This window comes from Gangjinia marincola (assembly GCF_039523415.1).
Lineage (GTDB): Bacteria > Bacteroidota > Bacteroidia > Flavobacteriales > Flavobacteriaceae > Gangjinia > Gangjinia marincola.
Window position 1 is genome coordinate 1 of the sequence record NZ_BAAAFG010000014.1, and the last position, 15523, is coordinate 15523.

Consider the following 15523-nt stretch of genomic DNA (forward strand, 5'->3'; position numbering starts at 1 on the left):
GTGTAAAGGCAGTAATGTCATAGCCAAGTGATACTAATAACCCGTATGAGCTTATCGCTCAAGATTTTTAAAATCTACAAGTGCTCGATTCAAGAGCGTATAAATTGCTTTATTATTTTTTATGTCAAGATATTAATTCCTGCCTAGGTAGGAAGAGATCCCGAATCAAGTCCGGGATTAAGTTTTAAGGTGGTTATCCACCTACGCTGAAGCTTCGGTGGACGTAGTAGCGATGGAAGTCACAATGATTTAAGGTGGTTATAGCGATGGGGCTCACCTCTTACCTTTCCGAACAGAGAAGTTAAGCCCATCAGCGCAGATGGTACTGCATCCGTGGGAGAGTATGTCGCCGCCTTCTTTTAAAGACTCAATCATTTATATGGTTGGGTCTTTTTTTATCCACTAAATCTTATCCCCTAAAATCCCCTCCCCCTAAATCCCCCTAAGGGGGACTCTATACATTTTCAATAGTAAGGTACATGAGTGCTTGATTTTGAGGGTTATTAGACTGACGTCTAAGACCGGATGCTGTTTAAATGTATAGGTTCGAGGGAATATTACGTGTACAATCAAAAGATTACTTCGAAGCATAGGCTTCTCGCAACTCCCTTCGGGCAGGGATAGCAGCGGCATCCTCTTTCCCAAAACTCTGGGAAAGAGATATAGCGGATAGCCCGGTCACGTCGACAGAATGAGACGGGAGCACGCAGAAAATTATTCTTAAAGAAAATATGCTATCACTATTGCTACGATAATTGTAAACAGCTTCCTTATATTGAATTGATGTTTGTTTGAAGATTCGAATAGAATGATCGAAGATACATGCAAGAAGATTCCAACAGAAATTGCATTTAAATAAGGATATATAACTTCAATTTGAGCGCTATATTTTCCTAAATAAGCACCTAATGGCGTCATTAAGGCGAAGATAAGAAGCGATGCATATCTTTTTGTTGATGAAATCTTTTGTTTAAATAGAAAGGTAGTCACTATGATTGCAATTGGTATTTTATGTATCACGATAGCAAAAAGAAGTGCTTGATTTTCTACAATGGGGAATCCTTCAATTAGGGAATGAATGCTCAGGCTTATAAATATTGGTATTATCGTATTCTTATTATTGCCGTTATTATGTACATGACCATGTTCTGCTCCCTTCGACAAAAACTCTAATACAATTTGTAGCAGTATACCCATCATGATAAATACTTCTACTTGATTTATATCGTAATTGAAGAGTGTTGGAAGAAGTTCAAACATCGTAATCGCTAATAAAAAAGCTCCACTAAAAGCCAGCAATAGTTTGATCGAATTTTCTTGTTTGGTGGATATTTTTAGCGCAATTATATAGCCGATTAAAACTGCCGCAAATGGTAAAAGAATAATCATTATTTAAAGATCACAATTAAGCGTTCAGAACATTTTTCATAAAATCTGTCCAGATTGTAATTTCCAAATGTGTCAATGATCTCCAAACCAGATTTTGTTGCATATTTTTGAAAATGCTCTAGGGTTATCATTTTGACAGTTTCAGTAAAGTCATAGTTTTCATCTTCTATTTTAAAGCGTATATTCTTATATAAAAATCCGTTCTTAATCCAACGTTTAATATGAAACTCAATTTTATCCACTACTTTTACTTCTTCACGCACTAACCCCTTACTAACAAAATGAACATTCATAAAGTCAATAACGGCACGTCCGCCGGGTTTGAGGTCTTTTTTTATTGATTTTAGCGTATTAAGATTGTCTTCTTCTTTCTCAAAATAGCCAAAACTAGTGAATAAGTTAAGAATCGTATCAAAATCTTTACCTGTTGGTTGTGTCATATCATGTACCATGAAGGTTAGATTCTTATTTTCGAACTTTTTTGCATAAGCAATGCTATTTTCAGAAAGATCTGCCCCTGTAACTTTATACCCTAAAGTGCTTAGGTAGATTGAATGACGACCTCTCCCGCATGCTAAATCTAACACACGCACCCCTTTAGTTATTTTGAGATATTTAGTCAATTTAGACATAAATAATCTTGCCTCTTTATGATCACGATCCTTATATAAAATATGATAGAAGGGTGTATCGAACCAGGAGGAATAGCATTTTGTAGTAGTCTTTGACATAGCGCGCTAAATTAGTGTATTTTTGCATTTTCTTACTATATCTCTATGAGTAATAACTTTAAAATGATTGCCAAAACCTTGTATGGTTTGGAAGATGTACTTGCTAAAGAATTAGTTCAATTAGGTGCTATGAATGTATCCAAAGGCAATCGTTTGGTTAGTTTTGAAGGGGATAAGGGATTCATGTATAAAGCAAACTTATCTTTAAGAACCGCACTTAGAATTTTGAAGCCTATTTATGATTTTAGAGCGAGAAATGAAGAGACCTTATATTCTATCATCAAAAAGTTTGACTGGGAAAGGTTTATGCGTGTCGACGATACATTTTATATTGAATCAACAATTTTTTCTGATCATTTTAAACATTCACAGTATGTGGCTCTAAAAATGAAAGATGCTATCGTTGATCGTTTTAGGGAAATTCATAATCGCAGACCATCTATCGATAAGGATCATCCAAACGTTCGATTGTTTATTCATATTGATCGGGATAAAGTTAGCATATCCCTAGATAGTTCTGGAGATTCTCTTCATAAGCGAGGGTATAGATTCGCAACGAATATTGCTCCTATGAATGAGGTCTTAGCTGCAGGTTCGATTCTTCTATCCGGATGGACGGGTGATCAGGATTTTCTTGATCCGATGTGTGGCAGTGGGACTATTCCTATTGAAGCCGCGATGATTGCTTGTAATATTCCACCGAATATAAACAGAAAGGAATTTGGTTTTGAAAAATGGAGCGATTGGGATGAAGATTTATTTGAAGTTATAGAGGAGTCTGTACTCAAAAAAATCAAGGAGTTAAATGTTTCAATCATCGGTTATGATAAATCTCCCTCTGCGATTCAAAAGGCGAAAGAAAACACTCGAAATGCTAATCTATCTGATTTTATTTCTTATAAAAACATAGACTTCTTCAAAACAAATAAAGATAAACCAGAAAAATCACTTCACATGGTCTTTAATCCCCCATACGGTGAACGAATAGCTATTAATATGGAGGAATTTTATAGTAATCTAGGGGACACTCTAAAGCAAAGTTATCCTTCTACAAATTCATGGTTTATAACAAGTAATTTAGAGGCCATTAAACATGTAGGACTCAAACCTTCTCGAAAGATCAAATTATTTAGTGGAAAACTTGAGGGTAGACTCGTAAAATATGAAATGTATGCGGGAACAAAAAAAGTCCATAAACGCAAAGAGGAATCCTAGCGTTTATCTTTTTTATAAAGTGGAAGAAAGTAATTTATAGAATACCCCCAACCAACGCCAAACGTACTACCGTCGTATGTTCTATTGAAACCAGGAATATAAAGATTATCAAATCCATCTGGTTTGGTTTCATTTACTCTTCTTTTGAGTTGAACGTGTGCAGCAATGTAGATATTTTTTACTAGTTCAACTTTGATCCCTCCCTGCAACTCAATCCAACCCGCAGTTAGCCCACTAAACTCTTGATTCTGTGATCTTACATCTGGTTCAAAATAATCTTGAGTGCTATTGTAAATAACATATTCTTCTAAGTCCTGACTAAAGCTTGCAAACGCATATCTCACACCAGCATAAATACTGTTTCGCATTCCAAGCCAATTTTCATATGTGTCATAATTAACACCCAGCTTGATATAGCTTCCCTGCGCTGTGACGAGTAAATTTTCCTCATCGTACGTTGATGTATCGTAACCTAATTCGCCAGCAGCATATAATTTTTGAGATAAGCGATAATCTGCATTTACCTCAAACGCGGTTAAATTTTCGTCTACCAAAGATTTTATAGGACGAACAAGATCAACACCAATACGCAGACCATATTTCTCCTGATACACTATAGAATCTTGATTTTGTTGTGTTTTATTATCATTTTGCCCTATAGAATGAGCTACGCAGGTCAAAGCGAAAAAAATATTAAAAAAGTATCTGTACATGCGTAATAGATTCGTCTACTATTTCATCTTCAATAACATCAATGGAAGAAATCCAGCGGTTGTCATCTTGAGTTAGGATGGCGTCAAAATTTTCATATTCCACCTTAAATCCGCAGGCTCTATTAATGTAAATTTCCTTTGTGTTGTAATTGAATATGAGTTGATCTACGTTCACAACATTGCCTTCATTGTCATTAATTATAAAATCATATACCGTCGTGTTGTTATCGGTTCGAAGCGGAATGAGAATTGAATTGGTTGATGATATAATGGTATCACCCTCATCACCTAAGGGCAGGAATTCGTCTTCATTCTGTGCCTTGATAGAAAGGTTACTTACATTTTTAGCAATGGCTGGATTTGAAAAATCTAAAAAGTCAATGTTTAAAGAAGGAGTCGTGGGAGTATCTTCTGGACAGAGATCGTCTCTTTGGCATCCAAACACTAGGAGCATTAAGATCCATAGGAAATAGTACGTGTGGAATTTCTTCATGATGATCTCTTTTCCAAGCACACTACATTTTCGACATGATGCGTTTGAGGGAACATATCTACCGGCTGCACTTTTGTGATTTTATAACTATGATCCAACATGTTCAAGTCCCTTGCTTGCGTTGCTGAATTACAGCTTACATACACAATCCTTTTTGGTGAGATTGAAATGATTTGGTCGATGACGTCTTTATGCATTCCATCTCTAGGAGGATCTGTAATTATAACGTCTGGCTGACCATTTTCTGATATGAAATCTGCAGTAAACACTTTTTTCATGTCTCCTGCGAAAAAGCTGGTATTTGATATCTTATTTAATCGGGCATTTTCTTTGGCGTCTTCAATCGCTTCGGGGACAGCCTCAATGCCTACCACTCTTTTCGCATGACCTGCAATAAACTGTGCAATCGTTCCTGTTCCTGTGTATAAGTCATAGACGAGTTCATTTCCGGTTAAACCGGCAAAATCTCTGGTTATTTTATAGAGCTCATAGGCTTGTTGAGAATTAGTTTGATAAAATGATTTTGCATTTACTTTGAACTTTAATTTTTCCATTTCCTCAAAGATATATTCGCGACCATGATAACAAATAACGTCCTGATCGTAAATTGTGTCATTTCCTTTTTGATTGATTACGTAAAGTAAGGAAGTGATTTGTGGGAATTTAGATTTCAAATAGTCTAATAATAATTCACGCTTTGCAACATCGTCATCATAGAACTGAATTAAAACCATAAGTTCTCCTGTCGAAGAAATACGAATCATGAGCGTTCTCAATAGTCCTGTTTGATTTCTAACATCGAAAAATGATAAATTGTTTTTTACGGCGAATGCATGTATACTATTACGTATTGCATTACTGGGATCTTCCTGAAGATGACATTTATTTATATTCAAAATTTTGTCCCACATACGCGGAATATGAAATCCCAATGCATTTTTATCGCTTATGGCTAGACCTTTATTGATTTCATCGGGAGTTAACCAACGTTTGTTACTAAAAGAGAATTCCATTTTATTGCGATAAAAATACTGCTTATCACTTCCTACAATGGGTAATGGCGTAGGCAATTCTACATGACCTAATCTGGTTAAATTATTGATGACCTCTTTTTGTTTGAAATATAACTGTTCTTCATATTTCATATTTTGCCATTTACATCCACCGCACGTTCCAAAATCTTCACAAACCGGTTCAGTTCTTTTTCCTGAAAATTCTTTTATGGCAATCGCAGAACCCTCATAAAAGGCTTTTCTCTTTTTAGTTGTTTGAACATCAACAATATCTCCAGGCACAGCATTATTTACAAAAATCACTTTTCCATCTGGAGCTTTTCCTATACTTTTTCCCTTAGCACCCGCATCAATTAATGTGATATCTTCAAAAATTTTGCGTTTGTTTTTTCTTGCCATAGCGCAAAAATAGGAAGATTTATTCATCAGCATCCTCAAAATTAGGACAAAGATTTAGTAATTTGCGATCTTTAGAATGTAGCACGAAACACATTGTAATTAATGTGCCAAACTTAAAATACTTAATATGTCAGTCATAGATACGATCACATCGAACGAAGCCATTGCTTTAGAGGAGAAATACGGAGCTCATAATTATCATCCCTTACCAGTGGTTTTAGAGCGAGGAGAGGGAGTATATGTTTGGGACGTTGAAGGCAAGCGTTATTTTGATTTTTTATCTGCTTACTCTGCTGTGAATCAAGGTCACTGCCATCCGCGCATAGTAGGAGCTATGAACGAACAAGCTCAAAAGCTTACATTGACATCCAGGGCATTTTACAATGATGTTCTTGGACAATATGAAAAATATGCTACGTCGTATTTTGGTTTCGATAAATTGTTACCTATGAATACGGGTGCCGAAGCCGTTGAAACTGCCATTAAAATTTGTAGAAAGTGGGCCTATGAGAAGAAAGGAATTCCTGAGGAAAAAGCACAGATCATTGTTTGTGAGAATAATTTTCACGGGAGAACGACAACTATTATCTCTTTTTCAAATGATGAAGGCGCCCGAAAAAACTTTGGTCCTTATACTCCAGGTTTCGTGAAAGTAGCTTATGATGATTTACAGGCATTAGAAGAAACTCTAAAAGAAAATAAGAATGTCGCCGGATTTTTAGTGGAACCTATTCAAGGTGAGGCTGGCGTATACACACCCGCTGACGATTATATGTTGAAAGCAAAAGAGTTATGTAACAAATATGACGTTTTATTTATTGCTGATGAAATTCAGACCGGTATTGCAAGAACAGGAGCGTTGCTTGCAGTGTGTGGATCATGTTCATGTGAGGGGCATTGTGAGCGACAGGAGACGTATAGTCGTCCCGACATTTTAATCTTGGGTAAGGCATTGTCTGGTGGGGCGTATCCTGTGAGTGCTGTTTTAGCAGATAATGCTATTATGAATGTGATTAAACCAGGTCAGCATGGGTCTACGTTTGGGGGTAATCCAGTAGCTGGTAAAGTGGCGATGGCCGCCTTAGAAGTAGTAAAAGATGAACATCTTGCTCAAAATGCCAGAAAGTTAGGGGAGCTTTTTAGAGCTGAAATGAATAAATATATTGAAAACTCCGGTATTGTACATCTTGTTAGAGGTAGAGGGCTACTTAATGCTATTGTGATTAATGATACTGAAGACAGTTCAACCGCCTGGGACATTTGCATGGCGTTGAAAGAGCATGGTCTTTTAGCAAAACCTACTCATGGAAACATCATACGATTTGCACCGCCGCTGGTAATGACAAAGGATAAGTTACTGCAATGCGTGCAGATTATTACGCGTACGCTGAAAGATTTTGAATAAGAGTATTCTAAGTTAATAGGTTATAAAACAAAACTCCCATACAGTTAATGTCTGGGAGTTTTGTTTTAAACGATATTGCATGAAACACGTTTATGCTCCATACTGTTCTTGCATTTGTCTCACTTGTTCCATATAGGCAGCAAATCCTCCTAGAGAGATCATCCAAATAATTGTTAGTATTAATGTGATGGCTGCAATTACAAGCCCCACAATAGCTACTGTCTTGGCTGTTTTTAACTGACTGTAATTATCATAGAGTTCAGGGTTTTCCTGATATAAAGTTTCGTCTTTCTTTGCCAGATATAATGCAATTCCAGAAAATATTAGTCCGCCTAGACCAGACGAACAACAGCAAGCAATAAAGGAAATGATTCCAAGGATTAATGAAATAGTAACATTGGGTAATTTTTGATTTTCCATAAAAGGTCAGAAGTTAATGGTTGGTTAGTTTTAAAATATAATTGGTTGTCATCATCACAAAACTTAAGATAAGCAAGCCTACTATTATGATATTGGCATATTTAATTTTAAAAAAATGGTTGATGCCTATAAACGAAAATAACAAAAGAATTGAATATATCGCAGGGTACATATAAAAAGCCGCTACAAATTCTCCTTTAAAGAGAAGCATAACGGCTCTTTGAATACCACATCCTAAACACTCCACACCCATTATCTTTTTATTGAGGCATGGGAGCATATACTTTTCCATGTAGGATTAGTTTTTAGCGATGATCACTTTTTGAGTTCTTTGTATATTATTTACGGTATTAATTCGTACAATGTACGTCGACTGGGATAGATTTACAGTTGAGATTTGAATATCTCTCACAGCTCCAGTACCTGATTTAGTGATTACTTTTTTCCCGGCAATATCATATACCTCAATCAATGAAATGTCCAAAGTGTTTGGATTTTTAATTTCTAACAACTGTGCAGCATTATTTTGATAAATGCTAAAGCTATCTGCCAGTTCTTCATTTATCGCCAATACGCCTGAGTTATCCTTAAAGGTCAATTTGAAACGATCTGTATATACTCCTTCGTCGAGAATTATAGTAAAAATATCATTCTTGACATCGTGATAAATACCAGTTAATTTATCGTAAATGAAAATGTTCTCTGTTTCAAAGTTTTCAAATTTATTTACTGAAAAATCAATCTCTGTATTATCTTCGGTCTCAATAAGTAGACTTATTATTGCGTCTTCATTGAAAGGAAGCATGTTAATCACAAATTTCTCGTTATCAATATTCCATCCTGCATCTGAACGTAATTCTTTATCAAAATTCTTTGCATCCATAGATTTATCATATCCTATAGTTGCTTCATTGTGGAAGGAAGATGCTATTCTACGCGTATAAGTGTCATTAAAAACTATATCGAGATAAAATTTTGGGTAAACCACGACATCATCAGAAGAATTATTTTCAGCATCTGAGTTTTTATTAGGTAAGTCCTCATTATCATCACCATCTGTCAATGTGAAAATCACGTCACCTTCTTCCTGTTCAAAAACTCTCATGTCATTTGTGAATTGTAACTGAGAGCCATCAAAATTATCACTATCTGCACCTTCTACGAAAAAGCCTTGAGCTAATGGGATAGTAGATCGATTATCAATTTGATCCACTGTGGTACCTGGTCCAACAGGGTTTCCATCTGCATCGTACATAAAATAGATTGGATCTACAAATGTACCTGTAGAGTTACAATCTGGTCCAGGAGAATAAGCTCCGTATCCTCCTTGATATGCTTGTATATTATGAGAATTTACCGTATCGTCCTGATACCAGAAAAATGCCGTACCGGTTATATTATTTCTAGGGGTTACGGCAGAAGAAGTACAGGTACTTACGTCACTCCCAGAATTGTATAATAGGAAATAATTTAAATCTAAGGAGGAAGGGTAGGGATTACCGACCAAGTATTCTTCTCCTAAATTGACATTAATATTTATTGTTCCATTACGAGGGCGTCCTCTAAAGTCATAGCGTTGCGATCCCCCGGGATTGTTTTGTACTTGACTAGCTGTTTCTTGAGGTAATGTGGTGGTATCTGTACCATTTGTACCTTTCATCGTAAAACCTTCTCCAGGTTCAATACTCGTAGCGGCCGATACTTGAATCCAATCTTCGTACCCTTCTCCTGTTCCAAATGGAGCATTGATATCCCCGATAAATTTATTGATCCAAAACCCGGCGATATTAAGATTAGTTTCTGATGTAAAACCATTAAAATTAATACCTCCCACAGCAATAGCATCACTAAATACCGTATTAAGAGGTCTGTTCAATAATGTAATACCAAAGTCTGAGTTTCCCGTTCCGGTAGCTTCTCCAACAGGTGATCCCCAGTAATTATATTCAAATGCATCTACCGTACCTTCTTGAAATACAGAAATAGCACCATTACCAGTATTAGGTCCCGATGCGAATCCTTGGATAAGTTGAGCTTCATTTCGTAAATAAAAATTTGCAATGTCCTGACTTAAGTCTGAATCTCCAGTATTTGAATTGGGTTGCAGATTCATCTCACCTGTAACAAAAACATTGGTGTTTCTTGCGTACAAAAACACATCTGAGCCAGCATCAGTAGGTTTGATGGTGAGCTGTGCGAATGCTCCTGTAGCGGTAATTAGGAATAATAGGGCGTATATTCTTTTCATTTTCAACAAATTTGTGCTAAAATACCACATTTATTAAAAATAGATACAAAATTAAAGTTATAATTGTACTCATAAGGCCTTTATATTATCGCTAATGAAGATAAATAGACAGTTTCTCAATACAATACTTATTATCACTGGTGCTGCACTGCTTGTGTACGGTATGGGTGTAAAAGAAGATTTGGTTTATTTTCAGGTGGGTGGCTTTGTGATTTTAATGCTTGGATTATATCGAAGTACGCAGCTGTGGGTAAAAGAAAATAATACAGATAATACTCAGGACGATGACCCAAAAGTTTAGTGTAGGAGATCTGGTAGAGACACTAGATGACGATATTAAGGGCAGAGTGATTGCTTCGGAAGATGATAAGGTTACGATAGAAACTTCAGATGAATTTCAGCTTACATTTCTACCTAAAGAATTAGTGAAGATTGCTACAGAAGAACTAAATATATCCTACCAGGAGATCGCTTCCGCGAAAGCGGAAAAACAAGTTAAAAAGCCTAAGAAAGTCATCTCGTTCAAACCTAAAGAACAACAGCTTTCGGTCTTGGAAATTGATTTGCACATCGAGAAGCTGGTAGATCGTTATAAGGGGATGTCAAATTTTGATATCTTAAACCTGCAATTAGATACGGCAAAACGACAATTAGAATTTGCGATCAAAAAGCGACTGCGCAAGATTGTATTTATTCATGGAGTAGGAGAAGGAGTCTTAAAATCAGAGCTTGAAACCCTGTTTAGACGCTATGATAATATTCGGTTTTACGAAGCTGATCATCGCGTATATGGATTAGGAGCTACAGAGGTATATATTCCACAACAAAAGACTTAATCAGTAAAGGGAATGACAAGTTCTGTTACTGTTTTTTCAATCGTTCCCAGGGTATAAAAACGTTGTGTTATCGTAGCGTCACCATCAGTTTGCGTAAGTGTTAAATCTGCAATCGTAATTGTGCTTTCAAAAGTACGGTCAATGGCATTTTCGGCTTGTTCCAGCTCCTCATCGGCTGAATCAGCAATTAGCGGGTCGAGGTAAAAAGCATTACCTGTTTCATCAATATCATCTCTGGGATCTTGATTTTTATTAATGTCTTCTTGAATGGTAAGAACTCCATCATTATCATCATCTGTATCCAGGTAATTGGGCGTACCGTCATTATCGGTATCTAGAAACTCTTCTTCATTTCCAATTTCGATAATCGTTGGAACATTATCTCCATCATCATCTGCATCCAGATAGTTAGGAATCCCATCAGCATCTGAGTCGTCGTTGGTAAAATCATCGTCGCCGTTAAGATCTTCATCTATATTCAATATATTATCACCATCGCTGTCATCGTCATCATTTTCTTCTGTTGCTCTGATTGATATATTAATCATCCCACCGGTAGTGCTGGTATATTCTTCGGTTACGATAGGTTCTGCAGGACTTACATTTGCGCAAAATAAATCACCAGATGGGGACCCGCTGTAAGTACGATAAACGACTTCTCTTGTATTGTTAATTGATAAATTGATAACATCACTTTGAGCAGCTGACCCTATAAAGAACCCATTAAAATCAGTATTTGAAAATGATAATGAGATAGACTCATTAGAATCTGTGTTTATATTGTAAACTAATCGAATAAATTCATCTCCTTCACTGTCAAATTCCTCGCAGGCCGTGAGTGCCGTATCCTCAAAATCAAAGCTAGTAACAATAATATCTCCATCATCACAACTAATGAAGAAAAAAAGAAGTAACATAATGTAGATACTCAGTTTCATAGGCATAAACTTATAACAACAAAAATACCATAAATCAAGAAACCTCAAATGATTAGTAAGAAATTATGAGAAGTCTTATTTTAGCAGCCTATGAGAAAAGTGTATTTTGATAACGCTGCTACTACTGCGATACGACCAGAGGTGGTTGAGGAAATGTCAAAGATAATGCTTGAAGTGCACGGTAATCCATCTTCAACACATTCTTTTGGGCGATCAGCCAAGTCATTGTTGGAGAAGGCTAGAAAGTCTATTGCTGCTCATCTCAATGTTACTGCCGGTGAGATTGTCTTTACTTCGGGAGGGACTGAAGCTGATAATATGGTTCTAACCAGTGCCGTAAGAGATTTAGGTGTTAAGCGTATAATTACCTCTAAAATTGAACACCATGCCGTCTTACATACAGCGCAGTATTTAGAACAGACTTATGGCATAACGCTATCCTACGTCGATCTAAAAAAATGTGGAACACCAGACATTGCTCATTTAGAAGAATTATTACAGACAGATGGGGAGAAAACACTGGTTAGTTTAATGCACATCAACAATGAGGTAGGAAATAAAATTGATCTTGCCGCTGTTGCGAAGATTTGTAAGGCTGCGAATGCTTTATTCCATAGTGATATGGTTCAATCTATCGGGCATTTTGAACTGGATTTGAAGAATATTCCGGTTGATTTTGCTGCTGTAAGTGCCCACAAATTTCACGGTCCTAAAGGTGCGGGTTTTGCTTTTATTAGAAAAGGCAGCGGATTAAAAGCACAAATCCTGGGCGGTGAGCAAGAGCGTGGGTTTAGAGCCGGAACAGAAAGTGTCCATAATATCGTAGGGATGGAAAAAGCACTTGATATGTCTTATGCCAACCTGGATCAAGAAAAAGCGTATGTTCAAGAATTAAAGGAATACTTTATCACACAATTAAAGAAGCACATCCCTCAAGCTAATCTAAATGGAAACTGCGAAAATACTTCATTAAGCACATATACATTAATTAATGTTTGTCTGCCTTTAGATGAATCTCAAGCATTGATGCTTCCATTTCAATTGGACCTACATGGCATAGCCTGTTCAAAAGGGAGTGCCTGCCAAAGTGGAAGCGGTAAAGGTTCTCATGTACTTGCTGAAATTTTGACTGAGGAAGATCAAAAAAAACCATCTATTCGGTTTTCATTCTCTATTTTCAATACAAAAGAGGAGGTGGATTATGTGATTGATGTACTCAACAAACTGGTTAGCGGAAAAAAGTAATTAGCCTTGACCATCTAAAATCTCACTCCCAGGCGAATATTGAATACACGTGGTGTAAGAAAGTTTGGAACAGCATACAACTGCTGCGAGGCTGCGTCTCGAACAAATGTATTGGTTATAGAATTTTGGTTATCAAACATATTGAAAATCTCAACACCTACATTGAGTTCTTCAAAATTAGCCAACCAGCTTCCTTTTTTAGCCGGTTTAGTTTCATCTGTAACCACGTATAATACACCAAAGTCTACTCGCCTGTAGTCTCTAAGTCTGGTTTGAAAATCATACGGGTCTGCATAACTGGGAGAACCACCGGGTAACCCTGTATTATAAACTAAATTTAAAAAGGCTTTAAAGTTGGGAAATTTGGGGACATAATCCTGAAACAATGCGGCAAACTTAAAGCGTTGATCAGTTGGTCTTGCGATGTAGCCTCTATCGTCAATATTCTCTTCGGTTTTAAGTACACCAATGCTCACCCAGCTTTCTGTTCCCGGAACAAATTCACCATTGAGACGTAAGTCCAGTCCGTACGCATAGGCTTCGGCATTATTCCTTGCGCGATAACGTATTCTTACATTTTCAATGGTGTAAGGATTTACATCGTCCAATTCTTTAAAATACGCTTCGCTGGTTAAGGTGAATGGGCGATTCCACAGATTAAAGCTGTATTCATTTCCAAGTACAAGATGTAGTGATCGTTGCGCTTTCACTTGTGGTCGTACTGTACCGGTTGAATCCCTTAGCTCTCTGTAAAAAGGAGGTTGGTAATACACTCCGCCAGAGACTCTAAATAACATGTCGGTTTTCCAATCTGGTTTAATGGCTACCTGGGCCCTGGGACTAAATACGTGTTGAGAATTGGATGAGGCTGTGCGTTCATCATCAACGGTCCACGCGTGACTGCGAACGCCACCATTTAACCAAATCTCATGATTATTGAGTTGAGTTTTATAGCTTGCCTGAGCAAAAGATTGCACTCGCTCAATTACTGTTTCATTAAACGCTCTTACCGATGTAAAAGGTTCTAGCGGAGCATCAAAAGGTTCATAAGGCTGATTATTCTGAAAGTCGGGAAGGGGAGGACGTACTGAAAAGCCTGCTGAATCGATTACTTCAAATTCCCGAACCCGATCTCTAATATCTTCACGATTGTATTTAATTCCATAGTCCAGTTGTAGTCGATCCTTTATAAATTGTCCTTTATGTTGAACCGTTGTAATTAATGCATCAAGGTCATTTTTGGCAGAAGTAAGCTGCCCGCCAACGGCCTCACTAAATTCAACTTCACCAAGATCATCACTGCCTAAATCGGTATTTACTGCGCCCAGTCTGTATTGTGCCAGGATGTCAAAATGTTCCTGTTCTTTTGTATGGTAGGTAGAAGCAATAAGCTTTGCAGTATAGTTTTCAGAAAGTGTATAGGTGGCCTTTAGGGCTCCAAAATAGGTATCGTAGCGGTCTTCTTCCTGACCATCATAAAATACTAAAAGAGCTATTGGATCCTGTAATGTACCAAAGTTGGTTTGTCTGGTTTCAGGTTCATAATTGTATTCATTGACAGCAATATTACCTAAGAATCCTACTTCAAATTTTTTGCTAAACTGGTACGTTAGATATGCTTGAACATCTGCAAAGGAGGGATCGTAGTTTGTTTCGGTTTCACGTGCGTCTACCAGCAGACTGTTATCTCTATATCGTACACCAATAATTCCAGAGAATTTATTATTTGCTGAAACACCTTCAACAGCAGCACTACCGCCTAAAAGATTTAGATTTACTCTTCCACCAAAATCCACAGGTCTTCGGTATGTAATATCTAAGACTGAGGATAATTTATCTCCGTATTTTGCTTGAAAACCTCCTGCAGAAAAGTCTACCGTTCGCACTAAGTCAGTATTAACAAAACTTAATCCTTCCTGCTGACCGCTTCTAATCAAAAAAGGGCGATAAACCTCAATCTCATTTACGTAAACTAAATTCTCATCAAAATTCCCTCCTCTTACTGAATATTGCGTACTAAGCTCATTATTAGAAGATACACCCGGGAGTGTTTTAAGCAGATTTTCTACCCCGGGATTGGCTCCGGGGATTTTTCTTATTGCCTCAGGTGAAACAGTTGTGATTCCCTGTACTGCGGCTCTATTTTTTGATGAGATAACAACTTCGCCAATTTGTGCTACCTCTACCTTAAGCACAGGATTAATTTCGATAAATTCATTGGGCTTCAAATCAACGGTAAAAACCACATTCTTATACCCAACGTAGCTTATGGTGATGACCACTTCTTGATTTGAAGGTACCTCTAATTGGTAGAAGCCGTTTTCATTAGATTGAGTGCCACCCTGCGCAAATGTAATATTAGCGAATGCCACCGGCGAGGAATTTTCATCTAATACAATACCTCTTACCTGCCCGGTTTGGGAGTAAATGACTAAGCTAGTTAACAATAAGAAAGGTAAAACAAAAAGGGTTCTCAAG

15 protein-coding genes and 1 rRNA gene are annotated in these 15523 nt (G+C 37.1%); 6 read left to right on the forward strand and 10 right to left on the reverse strand.

Translation table 11 applies throughout. The features are described from left to right. Nucleotides 1-250 precede the first annotated feature (250 nt). A 5S ribosomal RNA gene (rrf, locus tag ABD000_RS06810) occupies nucleotides 251-358 on the forward strand. 362 nt (nucleotides 359-720) lie between these two features. Here rrf and ABD000_RS06815 read toward each other — a convergent pair. Together ABD000_RS06815 and ABD000_RS06820 are read right to left on the reverse strand one after the other, a co-directional pair. Continuing rightward, on the reverse strand, nucleotides 721-1389 hold the full coding sequence (locus ABD000_RS06815) for a ZIP family metal transporter (RefSeq protein WP_343765105.1): 669 nt from the start codon (nucleotides 1387-1389) through the stop codon (nucleotides 721-723). Then, on the reverse strand, nucleotides 1389-2120 hold the full coding sequence (locus tag ABD000_RS06820) for a class I SAM-dependent methyltransferase (RefSeq protein WP_343765107.1): 732 nt from the start codon (nucleotides 2118-2120) through the stop codon (nucleotides 1389-1391). The genes ABD000_RS06815 and ABD000_RS06820 overlap by 1 nt, the downstream gene beginning before the upstream one ends. Nucleotides 2121-2165: 45 nt before the next feature. Here ABD000_RS06820 and ABD000_RS06825 point away from each other — a divergent pair, with 45 nt between their 5' ends. After that, the gene (locus tag ABD000_RS06825; protein ID WP_343765109.1) at nucleotides 2166-3335 is read left to right on the forward strand and encodes a THUMP domain-containing class I SAM-dependent RNA methyltransferase; all 1170 of its coding nucleotides are present in this window, start codon (nucleotides 2166-2168) and stop codon (nucleotides 3333-3335) included. Here the strand turns inward: ABD000_RS06825 and ABD000_RS06830 are convergent. The 3 genes from ABD000_RS06830 to rlmD are packed head-to-tail and all read right to left on the reverse strand — an operon-like array spanning nucleotide 3332 to nucleotide 5953. Further along, the gene (locus ABD000_RS06830) at nucleotides 3332-4048 is read right to left on the reverse strand and encodes a DUF6048 family protein (protein WP_343765111.1); all 717 of its coding nucleotides are present in this window, start codon (nucleotides 4046-4048) and stop codon (nucleotides 3332-3334) included. The two genes, ABD000_RS06825 and ABD000_RS06830, sit on opposite strands and share 4 nt — an antisense overlap. Continuing rightward, the gene (locus tag ABD000_RS06835; protein ID WP_343765112.1) at nucleotides 4029-4541 is read right to left on the reverse strand and encodes a DUF6452 family protein; all 513 of its coding nucleotides are present in this window, start codon (nucleotides 4539-4541) and stop codon (nucleotides 4029-4031) included. The genes ABD000_RS06830 and ABD000_RS06835 overlap by 20 nt, the downstream gene beginning before the upstream one ends. Continuing rightward, nucleotides 4538-5953, reverse strand: coding sequence for a 23S rRNA (uracil(1939)-C(5))-methyltransferase RlmD (gene rlmD, locus ABD000_RS06840; RefSeq protein WP_343765113.1), 1416 nt, complete (start codon nucleotides 5951-5953; stop codon nucleotides 4538-4540). Before rlmD ends, ABD000_RS06835 begins: the two co-directional genes overlap by 4 nt. A 127-nt stretch (nucleotides 5954-6080) precedes the next feature. Between rlmD and rocD the strand changes: the two genes are divergently transcribed. Further along, the gene (rocD, locus tag ABD000_RS06845) at nucleotides 6081-7358 is read left to right on the forward strand and encodes an ornithine--oxo-acid transaminase (protein ID WP_343765115.1); all 1278 of its coding nucleotides are present in this window, start codon (nucleotides 6081-6083) and stop codon (nucleotides 7356-7358) included. 90 nt (nucleotides 7359-7448) lie between these two features. On the opposite strand, the gene ABD000_RS06850 is transcribed toward rocD, so the two are convergent. From ABD000_RS06850 to ABD000_RS06860, 3 genes are read right to left on the reverse strand one after another with little or no spacing between them, the layout of a single operon-like run. Further along, complete coding sequence (locus tag ABD000_RS06850; RefSeq protein WP_343765116.1) at nucleotides 7449-7778, reverse strand: CCC motif membrane protein; 330 nt, start codon at nucleotides 7776-7778, stop codon at nucleotides 7449-7451. 13 nt (nucleotides 7779-7791) lie between these two features. Then, complete coding sequence (locus ABD000_RS06855; protein ID WP_343765118.1) at nucleotides 7792-8070, reverse strand: DUF2752 domain-containing protein; 279 nt, start codon at nucleotides 8068-8070, stop codon at nucleotides 7792-7794. Nucleotides 8071-8076: 6 nt separating this feature from the next. Continuing rightward, the gene (locus ABD000_RS06860) at nucleotides 8077-10026 is read right to left on the reverse strand and encodes a T9SS type A sorting domain-containing protein (RefSeq protein ID WP_343765120.1); all 1950 of its coding nucleotides are present in this window, start codon (nucleotides 10024-10026) and stop codon (nucleotides 8077-8079) included. 94 nt (nucleotides 10027-10120) lie between these two features. Between ABD000_RS06860 and ABD000_RS06865 the strand changes: the two genes are divergently transcribed. After that, a complete protein-coding gene (locus ABD000_RS06865; RefSeq protein ID WP_343765121.1) occupies nucleotides 10121-10327 on the forward strand; it encodes a hypothetical protein in 207 nt (68 codons plus the stop codon). After that, a complete protein-coding gene (locus tag ABD000_RS06870) occupies nucleotides 10311-10862 on the forward strand; it encodes a Smr/MutS family protein (RefSeq protein WP_343765124.1) in 552 nt (183 codons plus the stop codon). The genes ABD000_RS06865 and ABD000_RS06870 overlap by 17 nt, the downstream gene beginning before the upstream one ends. Here ABD000_RS06870 and ABD000_RS06875 read toward each other — a convergent pair. Further along, a complete protein-coding gene (locus ABD000_RS06875; RefSeq protein WP_343765126.1) occupies nucleotides 10859-11800 on the reverse strand; it encodes a hypothetical protein in 942 nt (313 codons plus the stop codon). The genes ABD000_RS06870 and ABD000_RS06875 overlap by 4 nt on opposite strands. 90 nt (nucleotides 11801-11890) lie before the next feature. Between ABD000_RS06875 and ABD000_RS06880 the strand changes: the two genes are divergently transcribed. Next, nucleotides 11891-13045 (forward strand): cysteine desulfurase family protein, encoded by a 1155-nt coding sequence (locus ABD000_RS06880; RefSeq protein ID WP_343765129.1) that lies wholly within the window; start codon nucleotides 11891-11893, stop codon nucleotides 13043-13045. A gap of 14 nt (nucleotides 13046-13059) precedes the next feature. Here the strand turns inward: ABD000_RS06880 and ABD000_RS06885 are convergent, their stop codons facing one another. Further along, entirely contained in the window at nucleotides 13060-15522 is a 2463-nt protein-coding gene (locus ABD000_RS06885; protein ID WP_343765132.1) for a TonB-dependent receptor, read from the reverse strand. Between the last annotated feature and the right edge of the window lies 1 nt (nucleotide 15523).

What these genes read in the sequence shown, in the direction of transcription:
- ABD000_RS06870 (WP_343765124.1), top strand. Translation starts at nt 10,311, where the DNA reads ATGACCCAAAAGTTTAGTGTAGGAGATCTGGTAGAGACACTAGATGAC.
- ABD000_RS06835 (WP_343765112.1), bottom strand. Translation starts at nt 4,541, where the DNA reads ATGAAGAAATTCCACACGTACTATTTCCTATGGATCTTAATGCTCCTA.
- ABD000_RS06880 (WP_343765129.1), top strand. Translation starts at nt 11,891, where the DNA reads ATGAGAAAAGTGTATTTTGATAACGCTGCTACTACTGCGATACGACCA.
- rocD (WP_343765115.1), top strand. Translation starts at nt 6,081, where the DNA reads ATGTCAGTCATAGATACGATCACATCGAACGAAGCCATTGCTTTAGAG.
- rlmD (WP_343765113.1), bottom strand. Translation starts at nt 5,953, where the DNA reads ATGGCAAGAAAAAACAAACGCAAAATTTTTGAAGATATCACATTAATT.
- ABD000_RS06865 (WP_343765121.1), top strand. Translation starts at nt 10,121, where the DNA reads ATGAAGATAAATAGACAGTTTCTCAATACAATACTTATTATCACTGGT.
- ABD000_RS06850 (WP_343765116.1), bottom strand. Translation starts at nt 7,778, where the DNA reads ATGGAAAATCAAAAATTACCCAATGTTACTATTTCATTAATCCTTGGA.
- ABD000_RS06860 (WP_343765120.1), bottom strand. Translation starts at nt 10,026, where the DNA reads ATGAAAAGAATATACGCCCTATTATTCCTAATTACCGCTACAGGAGCA.
- ABD000_RS06875 (WP_343765126.1), bottom strand. Translation starts at nt 11,800, where the DNA reads ATGAAACTGAGTATCTACATTATGTTACTTCTTTTTTTCTTCATTAGT.
- ABD000_RS06830 (WP_343765111.1), bottom strand. Translation starts at nt 4,048, where the DNA reads ATGTACAGATACTTTTTTAATATTTTTTTCGCTTTGACCTGCGTAGCT.
- ABD000_RS06855 (WP_343765118.1), bottom strand. Translation starts at nt 8,070, where the DNA reads ATGGAAAAGTATATGCTCCCATGCCTCAATAAAAAGATAATGGGTGTG.
- ABD000_RS06820 (WP_343765107.1), bottom strand. Translation starts at nt 2,120, where the DNA reads ATGTCAAAGACTACTACAAAATGCTATTCCTCCTGGTTCGATACACCC.
- ABD000_RS06815 (WP_343765105.1), bottom strand. Translation starts at nt 1,389, where the DNA reads ATGATTATTCTTTTACCATTTGCGGCAGTTTTAATCGGCTATATAATT.
- ABD000_RS06825 (WP_343765109.1), top strand. Translation starts at nt 2,166, where the DNA reads ATGAGTAATAACTTTAAAATGATTGCCAAAACCTTGTATGGTTTGGAA.